The 21,601-nt window shown below is 35.8% G+C and carries 17 protein-coding genes and 1 riboswitch; of the genes, 10 read left to right on the plus strand and 7 right to left on the minus strand.

Going from position 1 to position 21,601, the window contains the following annotated elements:
• Positions 1-126 precede the first annotated feature (126 nt).
• Positions 127-1,668 carry an ATP-binding protein gene (locus tag ACIQZI_RS21080; protein ID WP_403076967.1) on the plus strand — a complete coding sequence of 514 codons (1,542 nt, stop codon included), beginning with the start codon at positions 127-129 and terminating at the stop codon, positions 1,666-1,668.
• A 149-nt stretch (positions 1,669-1,817) separates the two neighbouring features.
• On the opposite strand, the gene ACIQZI_RS21085 is transcribed toward ACIQZI_RS21080, so the two are convergent.
• Positions 1,818-3,008: a coenzyme F420-0:L-glutamate ligase gene (locus tag ACIQZI_RS21085; RefSeq protein ID WP_062186524.1), complete on the minus strand. Its 1,191-nt coding sequence runs from the start codon at positions 3,006-3,008 to the stop codon at positions 1,818-1,820.
• 119 nt (positions 3,009-3,127) lie between these two features.
• On the opposite strand from ACIQZI_RS21085, the gene ACIQZI_RS21090 reads away from it, so the two are divergent.
• On the plus strand, positions 3,128-4,012 hold the full coding sequence (locus tag ACIQZI_RS21090) for a LysR family transcriptional regulator (RefSeq protein WP_403076977.1): 885 nt from the start codon (positions 3,128-3,130) through the stop codon (positions 4,010-4,012).
• A gap of 632 nt (positions 4,013-4,644) precedes the next feature.
• Here the strand turns inward: ACIQZI_RS21090 and ACIQZI_RS21095 are convergent.
• Positions 4,645-6,045, minus strand: a complete 1,401-nt coding sequence (locus tag ACIQZI_RS21095; protein ID WP_403076980.1) for a purine-cytosine permease family protein — start codon at positions 6,043-6,045, stop codon at positions 4,645-4,647.
• A 414-nt stretch (positions 6,046-6,459) separates the two neighbouring features.
• A riboswitch (PreQ1 riboswitch) is annotated at positions 6,460-6,506 on the plus strand.
• A gap of 125 nt (positions 6,507-6,631) precedes the next feature.
• Here ACIQZI_RS21095 and queF point away from each other — a divergent pair.
• On the plus strand, positions 6,632-7,132 hold the full coding sequence (gene queF / locus ACIQZI_RS21100; protein WP_403076983.1) for a preQ(1) synthase: 501 nt from the start codon (positions 6,632-6,634) through the stop codon (positions 7,130-7,132).
• 538 nt (positions 7,133-7,670) lie between these two features.
• Here the strand turns inward: queF and ACIQZI_RS21105 are convergent.
• Entirely contained in the window at positions 7,671-8,432 is a 762-nt protein-coding gene (locus tag ACIQZI_RS21105; protein ID WP_403076986.1) for a DeoR/GlpR family DNA-binding transcription regulator, read from the minus strand.
• A gap of 248 nt (positions 8,433-8,680) precedes the next feature.
• Between ACIQZI_RS21105 and ACIQZI_RS21110 the strand changes: the two genes are divergently transcribed.
• From ACIQZI_RS21110 to phnX, 5 genes are all read left to right on the plus strand, one after another.
• A complete protein-coding gene (locus ACIQZI_RS21110; protein WP_403076989.1) occupies positions 8,681-9,433 on the plus strand; it encodes an ABC transporter ATP-binding protein in 753 nt (250 codons plus the stop codon).
• Positions 9,426-11,042 carry an ABC transporter permease subunit gene (locus ACIQZI_RS21115; RefSeq protein ID WP_403076992.1) on the plus strand — a complete coding sequence of 539 codons (1,617 nt, stop codon included), beginning with the start codon at positions 9,426-9,428 and terminating at the stop codon, positions 11,040-11,042. The genes ACIQZI_RS21110 and ACIQZI_RS21115 overlap by 8 nt, the downstream gene beginning before the upstream one ends.
• A gap of 82 nt (positions 11,043-11,124) precedes the next feature.
• Positions 11,125-12,117 carry an extracellular solute-binding protein gene (locus ACIQZI_RS21120; protein ID WP_403077157.1) on the plus strand — a complete coding sequence of 331 codons (993 nt, stop codon included), beginning with the start codon at positions 11,125-11,127 and terminating at the stop codon, positions 12,115-12,117.
• Positions 12,118-12,136: 19 nt separating this feature from the next.
• On the plus strand, positions 12,137-13,231 hold the full coding sequence (phnW, locus tag ACIQZI_RS21125) for a 2-aminoethylphosphonate--pyruvate transaminase (protein ID WP_403076995.1): 1,095 nt from the start codon (positions 12,137-12,139) through the stop codon (positions 13,229-13,231).
• Entirely contained in the window at positions 13,228-14,043 is an 816-nt protein-coding gene (gene phnX / locus ACIQZI_RS21130) for a phosphonoacetaldehyde hydrolase (RefSeq protein WP_403076998.1), read from the plus strand. The genes phnW and phnX overlap by 4 nt, the downstream gene beginning before the upstream one ends.
• A gap of 155 nt (positions 14,044-14,198) precedes the next feature.
• Here phnX and ACIQZI_RS21135 read toward each other — a convergent pair whose 3' ends face one another.
• From ACIQZI_RS21135 to ACIQZI_RS21150, 4 genes are all read right to left on the minus strand, one after another.
• Complete coding sequence (locus ACIQZI_RS21135; protein WP_403077002.1) at positions 14,199-15,206, minus strand: FecCD family ABC transporter permease; 1,008 nt, start codon at positions 15,204-15,206, stop codon at positions 14,199-14,201.
• Positions 15,203-16,213 (minus strand): FecCD family ABC transporter permease, encoded by a 1,011-nt coding sequence (locus tag ACIQZI_RS21140; RefSeq protein WP_403077005.1) that lies wholly within the window; start codon positions 16,211-16,213, stop codon positions 15,203-15,205. Before ACIQZI_RS21140 ends, ACIQZI_RS21135 begins: the two co-directional genes overlap by 4 nt.
• A gap of 285 nt (positions 16,214-16,498) precedes the next feature.
• Positions 16,499-17,425 carry an iron-hydroxamate ABC transporter substrate-binding protein gene (locus tag ACIQZI_RS21145; RefSeq protein ID WP_403077007.1) on the minus strand — a complete coding sequence of 309 codons (927 nt, stop codon included), beginning with the start codon at positions 17,423-17,425 and terminating at the stop codon, positions 16,499-16,501.
• Positions 17,376-18,221: an ABC transporter ATP-binding protein gene (locus tag ACIQZI_RS21150; protein ID WP_062186498.1), complete on the minus strand. Its 846-nt coding sequence runs from the start codon at positions 18,219-18,221 to the stop codon at positions 17,376-17,378. Before ACIQZI_RS21150 ends, ACIQZI_RS21145 begins: the two co-directional genes overlap by 50 nt.
• A gap of 188 nt (positions 18,222-18,409) precedes the next feature.
• Here ACIQZI_RS21150 and ACIQZI_RS21155 point away from each other — a divergent pair, with 188 nt between their 5' ends.
• Both ACIQZI_RS21155 and ACIQZI_RS21160 read left to right on the plus strand, forming a co-directional pair.
• Positions 18,410-19,459 carry an NAD(P)/FAD-dependent oxidoreductase gene (locus ACIQZI_RS21155; protein WP_062186496.1) on the plus strand — a complete coding sequence of 350 codons (1,050 nt, stop codon included), beginning with the start codon at positions 18,410-18,412 and terminating at the stop codon, positions 19,457-19,459.
• Between the two features lie 712 nt (positions 19,460-20,171).
• A complete protein-coding gene (locus ACIQZI_RS21160; protein WP_403077011.1) occupies positions 20,172-21,584 on the plus strand; it encodes an MFS transporter in 1,413 nt (470 codons plus the stop codon).
• The last annotated feature ends 17 nt before the right edge of the window (positions 21,585-21,601 follow it).

A 21,601-nucleotide genomic window follows, 5' to 3' on the forward strand; every position in this document is an offset into this window, starting at 1 on the left:
GCTCCCTTTTAGCAATTTATATAATGGGAAATCCTACTTGTTTATATATAGGAGAGAAGGACTAGGCAAAAGATGATAAAATAAGAGTAACAAAGAAATAAATTGAGTATAAGAGGGAGATTGAATGTGAATATAAATGTACATCATCCACCTGATTATTCATCCGTTCCACAGGATAATTTAATTTTAGAACATTATGGCATAAATGAACTAAATTTTGAGTCTATTAAAAAGTACCGAGAAAAATTCTCTGCTATTAAGCCAGATCATCCTTGGAATGGATTGGAGATGAAGGAGTTTTTATATAAAATTGGTGCATGGGGAAAGGTGCGAAACACGAATAAGGAAGGCTTGACTCTTGCCGGTTTACTGATGTTTAGTGAAGAAAGGATCATTACGGAGGTATTGCCCCAGTATTTTCTTGAGTATCGAGAAAGCTTAGAGGAAACACTAAATGAGGGATGGTCCCAACGTTTTACTTCACAGGATGGAACTTGGTCGGGGAATGTATTTGACTTTTATTTTAAAGCGAGCACTGATTTAGTTGCTGATTTTAATACTTCATATAAAAGTAATGATTTTACTCAGTCTGACGAGATCGTTGCTATATCTTGCTTATATGAATCATTGATAAATACTTTAGTCCACTCCGATTACTATGGAGAAGGTGGGGTTGTAGTTGAAAAAGAAAAGGCCTTATTTCGATTCTCAAACCCTGGTCTTTTTCGTATATCAATAGAACAAGCATTAGAGGGAAATATAAGCAACCTTCGTAACCCTAATCTCTTTAAAATGTTTATTTTAATTGGGCTTTGTAAAAGGACCGGTTCCGGATTAAAAGGCATTGAAACGACATGGAGACATTATGGGAATGATGCTTTTGATTTAATCCAAGATTCAGAGTCAGAGCGTACGATTCTCACGTTACATGTAACTCTAAATTTATTAGAGGAAGAAGAACAATCTGAGACAATAATCGAAAATGATCTTCCCTTATTTCCCGAAGAAGATGAGCTGTTAATGGAGAATTTTGACGTCTTTGAGAACTCCGAAAATGAAAAAAGTAACTCCTGTAATAGTGGGAGTGACGTCGTTGATAAGAATGATAACTCCTATAATAGTGAAGAAATCTCCTATAATAGTGAAAGTAACTCCTATAACAAAGGTGTTGACTCCTATAATAGTGAAAATAACTCCTACAATAAACAAGGCGACTCCTGTAATAATGACAACAACTCCTATAACAAAGAAAAGCGCTCTTTGGATAGTTTTAATGATGTTTTGAACTCCTATAATAGTGAAGTGCATGCGACAAATGAGGGAAAAACAAATATAGAGGTAAGTAATTCGACAAATGGATCAGAAGAGGAAGAAATAAATGTATCTTCTCCCAAAGAGATAAAAGAAATATTATGGGAAATATCAGAGCTTGCCAGAAGGAAAAAGCGCTTATCACCGAGCGTAATGGAAGAGATGATTGTAAGACTTTGTGCCTATAAGCCGTTAATGATAAAAGAACTGGCAGATTTATTAGAGAGAACACCTGATGGATTAAGAAATAATTATTTAGTAAAGCTATTAAATAAAGGGAGAGTAAGGTTGAAATATCCCAATCAAATAAATCACCCGAGGCAAGCTTATATAACTGTTGAGAAACAAAGAAAGTAAAGCTACATCTTTCTTGCATATAGTAACTAAGTTATAAGAGTATAGAAAATCGTATTTTTTGACTGCGTAGAATTTAAATAAGCAATACTAGTAAAGGCTAGCATTGCTTATTTCTTTTATATCATTATCTAATCAATGAATCATTCGTATTATTTTGTATAGTTATCAAAATAACCTTGTATAAAGACGATAGGTGTACCTTTATCGCCACTTCCTGAAGTTAAATCAGATAGAGAACCTATTAGGTCAGTAAGTTTTCTAGGCGTCGTACCTTGTGCTTCCATTGTTCCTACAAGATCAGCACCTTTATTGTTAATGTATTGAGAGATCGCTTGTTGAAGTTCTTCGCCTCTTAAATCAGCAAAGTTATTATCAGCAAGATATTTTAACTTTACTTCATTAGGTGTTCCATCAAGCCCGGATGTGTAAGCGGGTGATACGACTGGATCAGCAAGTTCCCAAATCTTACCTACCGGATCTTTGAATGCTCCATCTCCATAAACCATGACTTCAACATCTTTTCCAGTCTTTTCTTTAAGCATATGTTGTATGTTATCAACGACAGGTTGGCAGTTACGTGGGAAAAGTTTCACACTATCTTCTGTTGCTTTATTAGAGCCAAGCAGACCATAAGCTTCATTACATCCGCTGCCATCAATAGACGCTGCTAATATGTTATCAAGGCTATAAATTTTTTCTCCACCATTTGCTTTTAAGATTTTCTTTGTTCTGAATCTAGTATGGATATCACAAGTAAGAACACTTTTTGTGTAATTTAAGATGGTTTTTGCATTATTTGAGAAGATCACTTCGCATTCAACGCCGCATTCTTCAACTAACGATTTATAATATTCAATATAATCAACGCCAGTAAAAGGATGTTTATTATAGCCAAAATGATCACGGAATTGTTTTTCTGTTAATACATCTGTCCAAGGGTTAACTCCCTTTTCATCAAGAACGTCAATATCAACTAAGTGATTGCCAACTTCATCAGATGGGTAGCTAAGCATTAAAACAATTTTTTTTGCTCCTTTTGCAATACCGCGGAGCAAGTTTGAAAAACGATTACGACTTAAGATAGGAAAAATAACACCAACAGTATCTTCTGCGAATTTTGCTTTAACATCTTTAGCGATATGATCAATCGTCGCGTAGTTCCCTTGAGCACGAGCTACGATTGATTCTGTTAATGTAACGATATCTTTATCATTAATGTTGAAACCTTCCACTTCTGCAGCTTTTAACACACTATCAACAACGATTTCTTCGATGTTATCCCCTTGATTGATGATTGGACAACGAAGACCTCTTACAACTGTTCCTACAACTCTTTCCAAAATAATCGCTCCTTAAACTCACAAAGTTAATTTATAGTATGTCCCTACTTGTACTATACATCGTTTTAGTGATATAAGTAAAATGGATATATCGAATGGTGGGTATAAGGAGTGCTTATATGGTAAGTAAATTAGATTTATATAAAGTATTTTATAAGGTAGGAAAAAGCGAGAGTTTTTCTAAGGCAGCAAAAGACCTTTATATGACACAACCAGCTGTCAGTCAAGCGATCATGCAGTTAGAAAGAGAATTAGATATCCGTCTATTTAATAGAACTCCAAAGGGAGTATCATTAACAAACGAGGGCAGTCTTCTATTTGAATATGTTCATTTGGCCCTTAATTTAATTGATGTTGGGGAAGAAAAGATTTTGGAGTTTAAAAATTTAACGACAGGGGAATTAAAGATAGGTGTAGGTGATACGATATCTAGGTATTATTTACTTCCTTATTTAGAAGCCTTTCATAATCAATATCCTAATATTAAATTAAAGATTGTTAATGGTACAACATTAGAGATTTGTTCTATTTTAAAATCAGGAGAAGTTGATATAGCAATTTGTAATTTTCCCCTTGATGATCCTACATTAGAACTTATCCCATGTATTGATGTCCACGATATTTTTGTTTGTGGGGAGAAATATAGGAATAGCTTATCTAAGCCAATAAGCCTTAATGAAGTAGTAAAACTGCCCTTAATATTACTCGAACCGAAATCGATTTCCAGAAAGTATGTTGAGGATTTTATGATATCTAAAGGTATTAAGATTTCGCCAGAATTTGAATTAGGATCCCATGATTTATTATTGGAGTTTGCTAAGATAAATTTAGGAATTGCATGTGTGACGAAAGAATTTTCCCAAGAATATTTAAATAATGGACTAGTGTATGAAGTTCAATTAATGGAGGAAATACCAAAGAGAAATATCGGTGTCTGTTTTTTGAAAAGTGTACCATTATCGCCAGCTTCAACGAAATTTGTTGAGATCATAGAAAATAAATAAGTATAAGTGCATGTTCAAAAAAGAGGATAAAAAGAGCCGAAAAGTTCGAGGAGCGCATCTCGAGAGAACCTGCGCGTATGGAGTAATACGTGAGGAACGTAGAGACAGAGCTTTGAAGCAATCCGCAAGCTTTTTTACCGGACTTTTTGAACCACCTCTATAAAGAGTATTTCGCTAAATTAGTATTTCAACCATTTAATTGTTGGAGCCTCGAGGACTTTTAGATACCAAAAAGGGGTAGCCAGACTTAGTCAGTCTATATGGCCACTCCCTTTGACTCTTATTCAAAAATGAGGTTGTTATAACAACCTATTAAGCTAACGTTGGCATATCCAAAAGAACTGCATGATGGTTTAAAGGATAGGACTTACGAGTAAACCTGAAAAAGATTGCTAGCTGAGCATAATGAGGAATCTGACAACATAATTCCTCTCTTTTAGCCTGCATACTTTAAGCACCTTTTTTACTTGTATATCCCCCCTGAATCGATTCCAAGTCTCAACTTGGATAAAACGTAGAGAGAAAATAGCGAGAGACAAATCAAGTGCCCAATAAAAAGGCTATCCGGAAGGGGGGATACCGGGGAGAACGAGAATAAAAAATTAGGAGACTGTAAAAATTAACTTACTATTTTATGCAATACGATCTTCCTTGTGAATGTCATTAGGTTCGCTTTTATAATAGTATTTTCCTTTTGTGAAAATTGCTATAATGACTGTAAGTATAGCTGCTAGAATCGCAGCAAAGAATGCTGCAGTACTTTGTAAGAACGCTCCCATATATCCTAATGCTGCTATTGTCCCTAAGCCGCTTGCAATTAGTAAAGACACGACTCCAACGGGATTCCATTTATATAAATACTTCTGGCGAGCCTCATAATAACCAGGTCCAATTTTCAGTAATTTTTTCACAACCATGGCGTCAGTGACTAATATGGCAGCCCAAGCCAATAAAAAGACTCCCTGGAATGTCATTGCTGTATCTAAATGATCCACTATGTCACATAGCATTAAAACGATCGCCGATATACCGGATACAATAACCCAGAATCGTCTGCCAGGTGTAAATTTAAAGATGTTTTCGAAGAAGTTAGATAATGATAAGGAACTGCTATATATATTTGTCACATTAATTCTCAATTGGGTTAGCATGGTGAATAATGCTCCTCCAATACCAAGAAGCAGTACGATGTAAACCCCTGGATTTGGTTCGCCCAGACGAACACCAAACCATATGCCAAGACCACCCATGACACCAAAACAGAAAATCTGTGGAATAAATCCAATCGCAACCGATCCTACTTTGATATCTTTTGGTTTAAGGAAACGGGCATAGTCCGAAGCAAGCAGGGCTGTCAAACCCATGATCCCGTGGTGCATGCCGATACAAAGTAGTAAAGCCTTACCCCCGACTTGAACGCCATCTGGCATATATGTCCAAAAACTCCCTTCATATACTGACGGTGTGTAAATGGATACAATGATTGCGGTTACCAAAAAAACAGCAAAAATAGGTAAAGACCACTTTTGTAATTTATCTAATTGTTTTATACCAAACCAATTCAAAGGAATAACGATTGTTCCGAAGAGAACGATTAGCGCCCATTCTGGAATGACCGGGAAGAAGGTATGAATGGCTGAAACTAAAATCAAGCCTTCAAACGCACAATACATAATGAAGTTTGTTGCATAAATGAACGAGGTTAATGATGCGCCTATATAGCCAAATCCGCCCCCTCTGGATAATAAATTGACGTTCATACCGGACTTTGCTGAAAGATAAGCAATGAATGTTCCGAGTATACCGGCTACGATTATCGCATATATGGAGGATATAATGGCATTAATGGCTCCGAATTGAAGCGCCATAACGCTTCCCATTTGAAAATAAAAAATGGCTGTTGCTATACCAAAGGTAATATTTGTAATACTTAACCAACCCATATTCCTTTGTTGCCGTGGCACTCTATCTAATGAATAATCATCTTTCATTTCTTCTTTCACTTTGTGATCTGTTACATTGACAGATCTCATACGTATCTACTCCTTTTTGTGTATTATTTCACAAATTAGTTTCTGGCTGCTATGCACAGATTCATCATCCCGCTACACTCTATATTCAATATATCAATATAACTAGGGAATTATCAAACGTCATTATTGCGGTTGCTTGGTGCTTAGACTACTAGAAGCCCGCTACATCTACCAATTCCTCCTTATATCATAGGATTTGTAGCATATACTACACAATTGATGGGATATTGACGATACCTTCAGATTCATTTAACATTTGCACTTTTGTAGAAAAGCGTGTTAGGGATTTCCAAAACCTTCTTTGAGCGTATTAACTATGTTGTATACTCGCCTTCTATAATAAAACGATATAAAGTTTCAATTGACGTTTTGCTAAGTGTTCTTTATGATATGAAAGAGAATTCCCGTACGTAAGCGGGAGAGGTTCATAGCTGATACCCTCTATAAAAAACTATGGATACATGGGAATTTGCCATGTCCATACTGGGCATGGCTTTTTATGTTTTATTCTTTTAGTTGCAATAGAATGATTAGCGGATCTCTCTTTTAAAACAGTGTCGGGAAACCATTTACAAGGGGGATTTTTATGTCTGGCCGAAGCAATGAAGAAGGTTTAAAGGATTTAACATTATTAGGTAATCAACATACACAATATTCATTTGATTATGCACCGGAGGTATTAGAGGCAGTAGATAATCTTCATTCGAATCGTGATTATTTCGTGAAATTTAATTGTCCGGAGTTCACTAGTTTATGCCCACTGACACACCAGCCTGATTTTGCAACGATGTATATTTCTTACGTTCCAGATCAAAAAATTGTCGAGAGTAAATCACTAAAATTATATCTTTTCAGTTTTCGTAATCATGGTGATTTCCATGAAGATTGCGTTAACATTATTATGAACGATCTAATAAAATTACTTGACCCAAGGTATATTGAAGTTTGGGGGAAATTTACACCACGTGGTGGAATTTCCATCGATCCATGGTGCAATTATGGGAAACCAGGTACCAAGTACGAAGAGATGGCCAGTTTCCGTTTGATGAATCATGATCTTTATCCTGAAAAAGTCGACAATCGTTAATCGTTGAAACAAGGTAAGGGTATTGTCGATAAGGTTATTTAATCCACCTAAAGTTATGAATTTCATATGATAGATTTAACTAATTTATCCCGCTTTAACGGGCAGTAACCCCCCCACCTTAAGGCTTGGAGTAATCGAGGAAGCGTAGGTGGGGGGGAACTGCCCGTAAAAGCCCGATTGGTTCAACTAACAATCAGTGGGGGATGAAGAAAACCCTCACTGATTGAAGTTTCACTTTATATGTGTTCCATATAAATTGTAAAATTTTAAAATGATAATAGAAAAACGGAAATTCCACTTAATTCGTTCATTACGAGTGGAATTTCCGTTTTTTGTATGAAGGACATGGGACGAGGCTTCGCGACTTACTAATATAGCCAATCTACTTAGCGGGCATACTTATATTATCGAGAAAGTAGCTGAAATGCCCGCTCTGCACCGCCACCATTGTGATTAAGCGAGTGTAGCGTGCTTCATGATATATCTTTCATAGTAAAGGATGGCGTTTTAACGCCATTCAGGTTTTGAATGAGGATTATTATTCTGAAATGATTAAATGGGTGCTTGTTTTCTTAAATGAATCGATGAGATTCTTATTTACATTTTGGTCCGTAATAATGTAATGAATTTTATCAAGTGTTGCAATACCAATGGTGACATCCTTACCAAATTTTGTACTGTCTGCGGCAACATAAATTTCTTTAGATAATTCAATCATTTTTTTCCTCGTAATTGCTTCTTCTAAATTATAATCAGAGATTCCTTTTTCGACTGTAATCCCACTAGCACAAATAAACGCTTTTACTATATTCAATTCGCTAAAATTGAATAAATAATCATAAGCTACTACAGACTGTTCATTATGTCTAACCTTTCCACCAATGATAATTAGCTCTACATCGCTATTTATTAGTTCTAATACAACAGGAATTGAATTCGTCACTACCGTTAGCTTCTTCTTATTTTTAATATATTTTGCAATTTGATAGGTTGTCGAACCACTATCTATAAAAATACAATCACCGTCATAGATCAAATCGCTACATTTTTGTGCAATTACTTCTTTTTCATTTATATGGCTGACCAAGCGTTCGTCAATTGTCGATTCCCCAAATTTTGCTTCAACGAGCTTAACTCCACCATAAATTTTTTCAATTTTCCCTTGTTTTGTGAGCAGGTTTAGATCTCTACGAAGAGTATCAACAGAGACTTTTAATTCTTCAGTTAGCTCAGATATTTTGAGAACCTTTTTGACCATTAATAATTCAGTAATTTTCTGTTGTCTTTCAACTGGAAACATATATTCACCTACTCAAAGTTATCATTTTTTAAAGAAGTATTAATTCTAGTGTACTGATTGCTTATTATATATTCAATATATTTACATAAATAATAAGATGAGTTGATCATGAATATAGAATAAGTTAGGCATGAGTTTGTATCAAGTTAATGATAAATTACGCAATATTTACACAGTATTTACGTGAATCTTTATATTAATTTACATCGAGTTTTTATACTAAGGTTGTATTTAAGGGGGTGAACAGTTTGCTGAAATTACAAAATGTAAGCAAACAATTCGATAGAAAAGTAGTTTTAGATGACATAAATATTGAAATTAAAGCTGGTGAAATTGTTTCCCTATTAGGTCCGAGTGGGAGTGGAAAAACCACTTTATTAAATATTATTTTAGGCTTAACCCAATTGGACCATGGAAAGATTATCTTTAATGATATGGATATGAGTCATGTGCCAATGAAGAATCGAGGATTTAATATCGTATTCCAAGATTATGCGCTCTTTCCCCATTTAAGTGCTTATGAAAATATTGTATATGGATTAAGAAATAAGAAGGGATTAGTGTCTGAGAAAGAGCTTCAAGAATACATCGAATTCTTAGAGTTAAAACCTCATTTAACAAAGAAAATTGGCGAGTTATCAGGTGGTCAGAAACAGAGGGTGGCTCTTGCAAGAACATTAGTTATGAAACCAAAAATATTATTACTAGATGAGCCTTTAAGTGCACTAGACGGGGTCATTAAAGAATCCATTAAACAGCGTATTCAATCTATTGCAAGAGAGTTTAAGCTTACGACGATTATTGTAACGCATGATCCGGAAGAAGCATTAACTTTGTCAGATAAAATTCTAATTATCAATCAGGGAAATATATCTCAATTTGGAACACCACGGGAAATTATCAATCAACCCAAAAATGATTTTGTTAAAGAATTTATTCTTAAACAATTACAGATTAAGAGACAAAATATTTATAACTTATTCGGTGAAAAATATGCCTAATGTAAAAACAGAAATGCGAGTCATTTATTTATCTATACTAGTGGTATTTGCAGTGTTTCTATTATTCCCGCTTGGCACTTTATTTGTTCGCTCGTTTGAAACAAATCAGGGGTTTGGTATCTCAAACTATCTTTCGATTCTGTCTAATCAGGACTTAATTGAGGCATTTGGAAATAGCATAAAAATTTCTACCATGACGGCTGTCATCACAACGATTCTAGCATTTACTCTTGCTTATGCCGTCAATTGTACAAGAATCTACGGCCCGATAAAAACCGTCATTAAAACTGGTATTGTAATTCCGATGTTACTTCCAACGATTACGTATGGGTTCGCCATTATGTATTCATTTGGAAATCAGGGCTTACTAACAAAAATCTTTGGACGAAATTTATTTGAAATTTATGGATTTAATGGATTATTAATTGGCTATGTGATTTATACAGTACCAGCAGCGTTTCTTCTACTTAATAATTCCTTTAAATACATTGATAAAAAATTTATCGTCGTTTCCAAGTTAATGGGGGATGGATCGTTAAGAAGTTTCATGAATACAATCGTACGGCCATTATTGGGAACTTTAGGTGGGGCTTTTGTTCTTTCGTTTATCTTGAGCTTTACAGACTTCGGAATACCAGCTTCGGTAGGTGGGACGTATTATGTTGTGGCGACTCAACTATACCAAGTGATGCTTGGTTCCATTCCCGATTTTAATCATGGTGCAGTCATTGCCATACTGATGTTACTACCAGCCGTGTTTGGTGTATTACTACTAAATTATCTTGAAAAACTGAATTTTCATTATGACAAGTTTAGCAATATAGAGCTGATTCAACATAAATTTAGAGATATTTGTTTGGGGGTTATTTCCTCGGTAATTATAGTAGCAATGCTTTCTATTTTTGCCGTCATGTTTATTGCCCCATTTTTAAATAGTTTTCCTTATGATCTTACTTTCACATTGAAACATGTTATGAACATCTTTCAATCTAGCGATTTAACAGATGTTTATAAAAATTCATTACTAGTTGCTACATTAACGGCTGTATTAGGCACGTTGTTCGCCTATTGCTCAGCCATTCTAAACGCCCGTACACCTTTAAGATGGAAGTCATCGATTGATATTATTTCAATGATGACGAACACAGTCCCAGGTATGGTATTAGGTTTATCGTATTTACTGCTTTTTAATGGCAGTAGTTTAAAAGGGACATTCACAATTATCGTACTATGTAATATTGTTCACTTTTTTACTACACCATATTTAATGGCGAAAAATTCGCTATCTAAAATGAACCCATCTTGGGAAACAACTGGAGAATTATTGGGAGATAGCTGGATAAAGACAATCTATCGAGTAATTCTACCAAACTCAGCATCGACAGTGATTGAGATGATTAGCTACTATTTTATCAATTCAATGGTTACAGTTAGCGGGATTATCTTTTTGGTCACAGCTCAAACTTCGTTAGTAGCTAGCGAAATTAAAGAGCTACAGCATTTCGCTAAATTCAATGAAATATTTGTCTTATCTTTACTGATCTTCATTACAAATTTATTTATTAAGTTACTTTGTGATTATCTTCAAAAGAAACAATTAACAAAGTGAAACTTCCATCAGTGTGTGGGGGTGCAGCCTGTGAAACCGGGATAAATCGTTAACTATTAACTATGTAAAGTGAGGGAAAATGATGTTTAAAACGGTGAAGGGAATTATGTTGTCTCTGTTTGTTCTAGGTTTAGTATTTGCATTAATTGCTTGTACCAGCAATAAAGAGGATGGATCAAAAAAAGTTGTGATTTATACAAATGGTGATGAAGAGGCCACAATGGCTATGGAAAGTGCTTTAAATGACGCGGGATACGATGGAAAGTATATTCTTCAATCGTTAGGTACATCTGAATTAGGTGGAAAGCTACTGGCAGAGGGAGATCAAATTGAAGCTAATTTAGTAACAATGAGTTCTTATTTTGTAGAAAGCGCGCAAGAAAAACATTCCATGTTTGCCGATTTATCGTTTCAAACAAATCCATTAGAGAAATATCCACCGTTTTACACGCCAGTTTTAGCGAATACAGGTTCAATCTTTGTGAATACAGAAGTAATTAAGCAAAAAGGCTTAATGATGCCAACTTCTATTAAAGATTTAACGAAACCAGAATTCCAAGGACTCGTGTCGATTCCTAATATTTTGGACTCATCAACAGGTTGGCTGTTAGTTCAAGCAGTCATTAATCAATATGGAGAAGAAGAAGGGAAAGCAGTTCTTCATGATTTAATTGCAAATAGTGGTCCACATCTTGAAAGTTCAGGATCAGGCCCAATCAAGAAAGTACAAGCTGGGGAAGTCGCTGCTGGTTTTGGATTGCGTCACCAAGCAGTTGTAGCGAAAGAGTCAGGGTTACCAATTGATTATATTGATCCAATTGAAGGGAATTTTTCACTAACTGAATCCGTTGCTGTTGTGAAGAAAGATGATGCGACAACGAAGTTAGCAATGGAAATGGCAGAAGTGATTATAAAAGATGCCAGAAAAAATTTAATAACGAATTATCCAGTTGCACTTTATGAAGGTGAAACAGTTGGAGCTAATAACAAACCAGCACATTCAATGAAATTTGAAAAGCCATTAACCATCGAATTATTAGAGCAACATCAACAATTTTTCAAATCAGCAAAATAAATGATCAGGGAGTGATTGTATGAAAAACTATAAACTTCTAACACCAGGTCCATTAACTACAACAAGCGCAGTAAAAGAAGAAATGCTCTTTGACCGTTGTACTTGGGATCATGACTATAAAGAAATCACACAAAAAATAAGAACCCAACTTCTTGAATTTGCAGGTGCTTCTAAAGAGGAGTATACAGTAGTACTCATGCAAGGAAGTGGTACGTTTGCTGTTGAATCGGTGATGACTTCTACCATTTCGAATCAGGATAAGGTTTTAATCGTAACGAATGGCGCATATGGTGAACGTGTAGTAAAAATGGCTCAATATATTGGCCTAAATTTTGGCGAATACAGTGTCGCATACAATGAATACCCAAATGAAGCGGAAATCAGGGACATTCTAGAAGAAGATCAGGAAATTACACATATCGTCATGGTGCATTGTGAAACAACGACAGGCATTTTAAATCCAATTGAAATGATTTCAAACCTGTCTGAGGAATATGGAAAAACATTAATTATTGATGCAATGAGTAGTTTTGGCGGAATGGAAATTAATGTTCCTGATCTAGGAATTGATTATTTAATTAGCAGTGCAAATAAATGTATTCAGGGTGTTCCTGGATTCGGGTTTGTCATTGCTAAATTAGAGAAACTTAGAGCATGTGAAGGAAATGCCCGCAGTTTGTCATTAGATTTATTTGATCAATGGAAGGAAATGGAACAAGATGGGAAATGGCGCTATACTTCGCCTACACATGTAGTGGCTGCATTTTCTAAAGCAATTGATGAATTAGTAGAAGAAGGTGGTATTTCTGCTAGATTTACTCGATATCAAAGTAATAATCAGCTTTTAAGAGAGAGACTTGAAAAAGTAGGGATCCATGCCTATATTTCAGATGAAAAACAATCACCTATCATTACAACATTTCTTTTTCCAAATGAACAATTCAACTTTGTAGACTTTTATTTATTTGTGAAAGAGCGAGGATATGTCATCTATCCAGGGAAGCTAACAGACGTAGATACATTCCGAATTGGAAATATCGGTGAAATCTATGAAGAAGATATTCAGGAATTATGCAATATTATAGAAGAATACATGGGAGTGGTGACAAAATGAATAAAATCGAAGGCGTAATATTTGATTGGGCTGGAACAACAGTTGATTTTGGATGCTTTGCACCAGTGAATGTATTTGTGGATATTTTTAAGAATGCAGGAATTGACGTAACGATGGAAGAAGCAAGAGCTCCAATGGGGATGCTGAAAATTGACCATATTCGTGAGATGTTATCTATGCCTAGAGTATCTGCCCTGTGGGAAGAAAAATATGGCCGAGTATATAGTGAACAAGATGTAAAGAGTTTATATGCTGAATTTGAACCCGCACTTATGGCTTCATTATCAGAGTATACGGATCCGATTCCTGAGGTGATTGAGACAGTTGAAGTTTTGAGAAATCAAGGTTTGAAAATTGGTTCAACAACAGGGTATACAAATACGATGATGGATGTCGTTGTTCCTAATGCTTTGAAAAAAGGCTACAGCCCGGATTGTTATATTACTCCCGATGAAACAAATTCGTTAGGAAGACCATATCCATATATGATTTATCGGAATATGGAGCGGCTCAAACTATCAGCATCATGGAAGGTCGTAAAAGTAGGGGATACCATTTCGGATATTAAAGAGGGGGTTCAGGCAGGAGTTTGGTCAGTTGGCGTCATAATCGGCAGCTCTGAAATGGGTTTAAGCTTAAATGAATTTAATCGTTTATCAGAATCTGATAAAGAAGCTGTCATCTCTAAAACAGCAAACTCTTTTATGCGAAATGGGGCAGATTATACGATTAAAACGATGAGTGAACTTCCAAATCTGATAGAACGCATTAACAGTTTTATCTCAGAAGGTGAGCGACCGAATGCAAGATAATCATGAGTCAGCTATCAATTAAGTGAGTTACATGCAAACACAAAAAAAGATCGGGACCTACATATTCTACATGTTAGAGGAATGTGTGGGTCCTGATCTTTTTGTTAGATCATTAATAGATATTTTTCGTAGTTCACTAAAAAAAAATTATGCGACTATTTTTTAAATAGTAAATAAATAAAATAAGGGGCACCAATTAATGAAACCATAATTCCAGCTGGAATCCCATCAGGATCGACGAGATTACGGCCAATTGTATCTGCAAATAGCAATAACCAACCGCCCATGAGAATGGAAACTGGGATAAATAATTGATTTCGTGGGCCGACTAATGCTTTGGCAATATGTGGAGCCATAAGGCCAATAAAAGCAATTCCACCTGTAACAGAAACGGCAGAAGCAGCTAAAGCAACGGCTGTTAAAAGCAATACGATACGTTCTTTTTCGATAGAAACACCAACACCGATTGCCACTGGCTCACTTAATCCAAGGATATTCAAGCGATTTGCTTTGTATAAAGTAAATGGAATGAGAATGACTAACCACGGAAGCATAGCCAAAATGAAAGGCCAATCCGTTCCCCAAATATTTCCAGCTAACCATTTCGTAATAAAATCGACTTTTTCTCGCTCTGAAGCTGATATAAGTACAATCATTGCTCCGGAAAGAGCCATGGATAAACCAACTCCGACTAATACGAACCTCGTTGGTTGCAAACCTACCTTGCGATTATATGACAAGATGTATAGGAAGAAGGCCGTTAGTAATGCACCAGCAAACCCGACTAATGGTAGCATATACACGAATGAACCAACATCTATTGGGGAAAATAGAAAGTACACGGTAATGGCTAATCCTGCTCCAGAGTTAATGCCAATAATGCCAGGGTCTGCTAAATCATTGCGTGTGACCCCTTGTAAAATAGCACCAGATAAAGCAAGCGCCATTCCTGCTAATACTGTAATAAAAATTCGCGGTAATCGAATAGAAAATAGCACAAATTCTTCTTTAAACGTACCTTGGCCAATTAGTGTGGGAAGAAGGCGATCATAGGAAAGGGAGGCATAGCCCAATCCCATTCCGATAATGGTCGTTAGTAAAATTAGTAAAAGTAAAATAAATAAAATGATTCGTTGTTTTCTAATTAATGATGGCTGAATCATGAGAAAGCCTTGCCCCCTTTATGAACGATAATTAGGAAGAAAGGTAATCCGATTAGTGAAACGATAGCAAACACTGGTGTTTCATAAGGAGAGTACATCGTCCGTCCAAGTGTATCAGCAAGAAGCATAAAAATAGCGCCTAAAATGGCTGACATAGGAATAATAGAGCGATAATCAGTCCCGACTATTGCTCGCACAATATGTGGGATCATTAAGCCGATAAAAGCCATATTTCCGACTAGCGCCACAGAAGCACCTGCAAGGAGGATAATCACAACAAACAGAATCACTTTTATTTGTGTTGTTTTTTGACCTAACCCAACAGCGACTTCTTCATTTAAACTAAGAATCGTCAACTGTCTTGAGAGAACAATGGAAATAAGAATACCGATTAAAATGATAGGGATGATTGCTTGGAGCTGCGCCCAATTTGTTCCAATCAATCCTCCAGACGTCCACATGGAAACATTTTTAGCCACTTTAAAATAAATGCTAATGCCATCGCCGATTGCATATAGAAAAGCAGAAATGGCAGAACCAGCTAAAACAATTCGGAGTGGAGAAAAACCACCTTTTTTCATGGTGGAAATCCCAAAAACTAAGAAGGAACCTACAGCTGCTCCAATAAAACAAGCTATCATGATACCAAAGTAATTTACGGAAGGAATAAAGGCAATAGTGATCGCTAAAGCTGTATTCGCTCCCGCTGATAAACCAAGCAAACCTGGATCAGCGAGTGGATTTCTTGTGATACCTTGCATGATAGCACCTGAAACCGCTAATGCTGCGCCAACAAAAATGGCGCCAACTTCCCGCGGTAAACGAATTTCGCGGATAATCGAAATAGCACTGCTAGTGGTATTAGATGTAAGGCTCAGCCAAACATCTTTAATCGAAGTGTCAGCAGCGCCAAATACGATGGAAACAATAAACATACTAACAAATAACAAGAATGCTGCTACAAATTTAATGAATAGTTGAGTAGATCGCTGTTTATCTTTTTTCATAAGTCTCTCATCTTTCCTTTTATAAAGTGAACCTTCAATAAGTAGGGATTTTTATTCATCGCCCTTTTAAATTAGTGTTGTAATAATCTCTGCTAATTAGAAGGTGGCGATATGGAGAACCCGATTGGTTCTACTAATCCTTTGAAATCAGAAAGGTAAATTTTAGTGCATTTTACTAGCTCTAAAATGGAGGTAGGCGTATTGCCTGTTAATCCAAAAAATAAAAGAGGATGTCCCAGTAATAGGGCTTGACCCTTTCCTTATGGGAGATCCTCTTTCTAAAACTTAGTTACCTAGAAATGATTTTTTAAAGAAGTTTAATTGTAATTCTAAAGTTAGTGGGTCATTAAAGTAGAATTCTTTAGCATTTGCCTCAAATACATGATTGTTTTTAACAGCTGGAATGTTCTTATACGTATCTGTTTCTAGGAATGAATTGTCTGTATCTGAATCTTTACTGAAAATCACATAATCACCAGCAAATTCAGGAAGTACTTCTAACGATAATGCATACCAACCATCTTTTAAGGCTGTTTCCTTAACTTTTTCTGGCATGTTTAACTTCATCTCTTGATATAAAATTTCAGTTCCACGACCCCAATTATCGCCGTAAACATATAGCTGTTTATCCCAGTTTTCAATGACAGAAACAGTTGCGTCTTCACCAATTTTGGCTTTAATTTCTTCACCGGTAGCTTGTGCACGTTGTTTAAAATCATCAACCCAAGCTCGTGCCTCTTTTTCCTTATTTAACAGTTTGCCTATTTCAATATGCTGTGTTAAATAATCTACTTTACCGTATGTATATACTACAGTCGGAGCAATATCTTTTAACTTATCAACATTTTTAACATTGTCTAAACCGATAATTAAATCTGGCTTTAATTCAATTAGTTTTTCTAAGCTCTCATCTGTTACTGCTTCAACGCCTTTAAGTTTTTCTTCAAAGTTTGGATTCATCTTAGACCAATCATCGACACCTACAAGGTTAACTCCTAATGACATTACATTCCCAGCGAAGCTGGAAAGCACAACTACACGCTGTGGATCAGCAGGAACCTCAATCGGCCCATTTTCAGATTCGTATGTAATGGTTTCTGGATTTTTTTCTTGATTTGCATCCTTTTTACTCTCATCTTGTGTTGTGTTATTACTACATGCACTAATAACTAGCAATAGTAGTAGGGTAATCGGAAAGAATAGTTTCTTCATGATATGAATCTCCTTTTAATAAATTATAAGTTAAACACATTGGTTTATTTGTTCTTGGATCTCTACCAATTTCAGCATCGATTTGAAATACTTTTCTTAATACATCTTGGGTGATAATTTCTTCACAACTTCCTGCTTTAACGATTTCACCATCTTTCAATGCGATAATATAGTCAGCAAATCGGGCAGCTTGGTTTAAGTCATGAAGGACCATAACAATTGTACGCTTCTGTTCTTTATTTAGTGTTTGCAAAAGTTCCAAAACTTCTAACTGATGCGCCATATCTAAATAAGTTGTAGGTTCATCTAGAAAAATCATTTCGGTTTCTTGTGCTAGAGCCATAGCAATCCACACGCGTTGGCGTTGACCGCCTGAAAGTGCATCTACCGAACGGTATTTAAACTCCTTCGTTCCTGTAACTTCAAGAGCCCAATCAATAACTTCATAATCTTTTTTAGTTAATCGGCCAAAGCCCTTTTGGTAAGGAAAGCGGCCATAAGATACTAGCTCTCCAACTGCTAATCCGCTTGCACTTTCTGGTGTTTGCGGCAGAATCGCCATTTTTTTTGCAAGTATTTTCGTGCTCTCTTTTGAGATATTTCCTCCATCTAATACGACTGCTCCAGATTGATGGGGAATAATTCGAGTGATAGCTTTCAATAGTGTTGATTTTCCACAGCCATTGGAACCAATGATGGTAGTAATTTTTTTATCTGGAATTTCTATATTAAGATCTTTTACAATTAACCGTTCCCCATAACCAATGTTTAGGTCATCTGTATATAGGCGTGCCACGTTGCAACCTCCTTTTGGAACATCTAAGCTTAATTAGTTGATAATGATTATCAATTTCAAACACATACCTAATATAAATCTATCTATTTCTACTGTCAACCATTATTTTATTGCAAAAGTAAAGAATAGGATGTATTCTTTAATGAGAATGATAATCATTAATAATTAAGTGCTGAGGAGTGGATGGGATGGAACAGCAAGAACTATTTGAGGTGACCGTAATTGGAGGAGGGCCAGCAGGGCTTTACTCAACCTTTTATAGTGGACTTAGAGAAATGAAAACGAAGCTTATTGAATATCAACCCCAATTAGGTGGGAAAATTCATGTATATCCTGAGAAAATGATTTGGGATGTTGGAGGCCTGACGCCAATACCAGGAGCAAAATTAATTGAACAACTTGTTGAGCAAGGATTGACCTTTAACCCAAAAGTTGTGTTGAATGAAAAGGTAGAGTCGATCAGCCGTAATGAAGATGGCATTTTTGTCTTACAAGCTTCCTCTGGCCAAACACATTACTCGAAAACAGTGATTGTTGCTGTTGGGGGTGGAATATTGAATCCGCAAAAGCTAAAAATAGAAGGTGCGGAAAGGTTTGAAGTAACCAATTTAAATTATACAGTAAAGTCTTTAAAACGATTCAGGGATAAAACAGTGATCATTTCAGGTGGAGGCAATTCTGCAATCGATTGGGCCAATGAATTAGAGCCGATTGCCAAAAAAGTGTATGTAACATATAGGAAGGATGCATTAGCAGGCCATGAATCACAAGTAACACAATTAATGCAAAGTTCTGCAGTTTGTTTCTTTAATACGTCAATAACAAAACTAATGGCTAGTGAGAATCATGAAGTCATTGAACGTGTTGAACTGACTAATTCTGAAACAGGAGAGGTTTCATATCTGCCAATTGATGAAGTCATTATTAATCATGGTTATGAAAGTGATGCGGCACTACTTGAAAATAGTGTATTAAATATTGCTCTAGCAGAGAATTATTATATTGCCGGCAATGCTACTAGCGAATCTTCAATAGATGGACTATACGCTTGTGGAGATATTCTACAATACGAGGGAAAAGTCCATTTAATTGCTGGTGCTTTCCAAGATGCAGCAAACGCCGTCAACAAGGCTAAACAATTTATACAACCTGACGCTAGTAAAAGTGCAATGGTCTCTTCACATAACGAAATCTTTAAAAAGCGGAATAGAGATTTAGTTAAACAAATGATTAAATAAACGAAAGCTTTTTAAAATGAGTGTTCAAAAAGGCCAGATTCCAATAATCGTTATTTAAATATAACAAAATTGCTCTTTTTGTATATTTTAAGTTTAGAAAAGGTCGCAAAGGACACTTAACATGTAGAGGGAAATTGTGCTAAAGACGACGATGAACCGTCTATATGTATTATGAGGCAAGAAACCAAGCAGATGATTCCTCGAAAAATGTGTAATAGGAAAACTTGGGCAATATTCCGCTTATTAATAAAGGCTTTGTCCAAGTAGTTACTCAAACGGTTGTGAAACTATAAATATTTGGATGTAATAAAAGAGTGACTTTTGCTGCTATTACTGTGGTTCATAAGGAATCACTAATTTTTAATAAAGTATCTGATCCTTCTTAATCCTACTTGATGTTCTCCTTTGAAATATTTTTGTAGCGCTTACAAATTTATTGTTGACGGGAGTAAAAGAGGGTGATATTCTACTTATACAGTAGTTAATTAGTTTATTAAACTAATTACCTACCTATCTCGAGATGCAATTAAATTTTTTTATACACTTTTGAAAGGGTTTCCAATTTATAGAACTTAGAACAGTCTTCAAAGGGGAAGGTAAATCTGCATGTGGTTAATTCTCAATTTGGTAATTATTTATAATTCACTAACTGAAAATTGGGAATTTTATAGGAATTGTTGGTGAATATTTCTTTTAAATGGAGGGGTAAAAAATGGGTCAAGCTGCCAGGAAACTAGCTCAAGAAACAGGAACAACAAATGGGGTAAATAGAAAGTTTGGTATGAGAGATAAACTTGGTTATTTGTTTGGTGATTTCGGGAATGATTTCTTCTTTATTCTTGTTGCTTCATTCTTAATGGTTTACTACACAGACGTTTTTCATATTAATGCAGCCACTGTGGGAACGCTCTTTTTAGTTGCCCGATTATGGGATGCTGTAGCGGATATTACATGGGGTCGTTTCATTGATACAAGAAAATCAGGGAAGAATGGTAAATTTAAACCATGGATTTTCAGAATGTCTTTCCCACTCGTTATTTCAGGCGTATTAATGTTTGTTCACATTCCAGGTATGTCTGATGGGTTTTATCTGGCATATGCTTTTGTCTCATACATTATCTGGGGAACTTTGTACAGTACTGTTAATATTCCTTACGGTTCAATGGCGTCTGTAATTACAAGTAATCCTGTTGAACGTACATCTTTATCCACTTTCAGAGCTTTGGGTGGTGCGATGGCAGGTCTAATTATTAATGTAGTTGGCCCATTGATCTTATTTGTAGATAATAAGGCAGATTCAGACCGTTTTCTAATGGGAGCCATTATCTTTGGTATTCTTTCTATCTCTTGTTATATGGCATGTTATAAATTATCGACTGAACGTGTTGTCGCAGTTGAAACTGACAAGCCAAAAGGTAATTTAGGTCAAACAGTAAAAGGTCTTATGAAAAACAAACCGTTAATTTGGCTTCTTGCCTCAGCTCTAATATTTTTAGTATGTTTCATGCTTACGGGCGCAGTTAACGTGTATTTATTTAAAGATTATTTTGGTACGGCTGCAGCATTAAGTATCGTAGGATTTCTTGGAACAGCTACTACATTTATTGCTATGCCAATGGTAAAACCATTAGTTGCTAAGTTTGGTAAAAAAGAAGTAGCCGCATCAGGTGTGTTATTGGCAGCCGTTGTATATGCTCTTTTATACTTCTTACCTAACATATCTGCTACTCAATTTATTTCTCTATTAACTGTTGCAATGTTTGGATATGGATTCTTTAATTTAGTGGTTTGGGCATTCGTAACAGACGTGATCGATTACCATGAATACTTAACAGGCTTACGTGAAGATGGAACGGTGTATTCGATCTATTCATTTGCTCGTAAAGTGGGCCAAGCAATTGCTGGTGGTGTTGGTGGTTTTGCGATTGCAGCTGTTGGGTACGATGCAACTCGTGAAGCGCAAACGCAAGGCGCATTAGATGGTATTCATGCACTAGCTACTTTAGTGCCGGCGGTCATCCTTCTAATTGTGTTCTTAATTTTAACATTCTTATATCCATTGAATAAGAAACGTACGATCCAACTTGCTACTGATTTAGCTGAAAAAAGAAAAGCTTCAAATTAAATCAACTAAATTATCAA

The sequence above is a fragment of the Peribacillus sp. NPDC096379 genome (assembly GCF_044762875.1).
Classification (GTDB): Bacteria; Bacillota; Bacilli; order Bacillales; family DSM-1321; genus Peribacillus.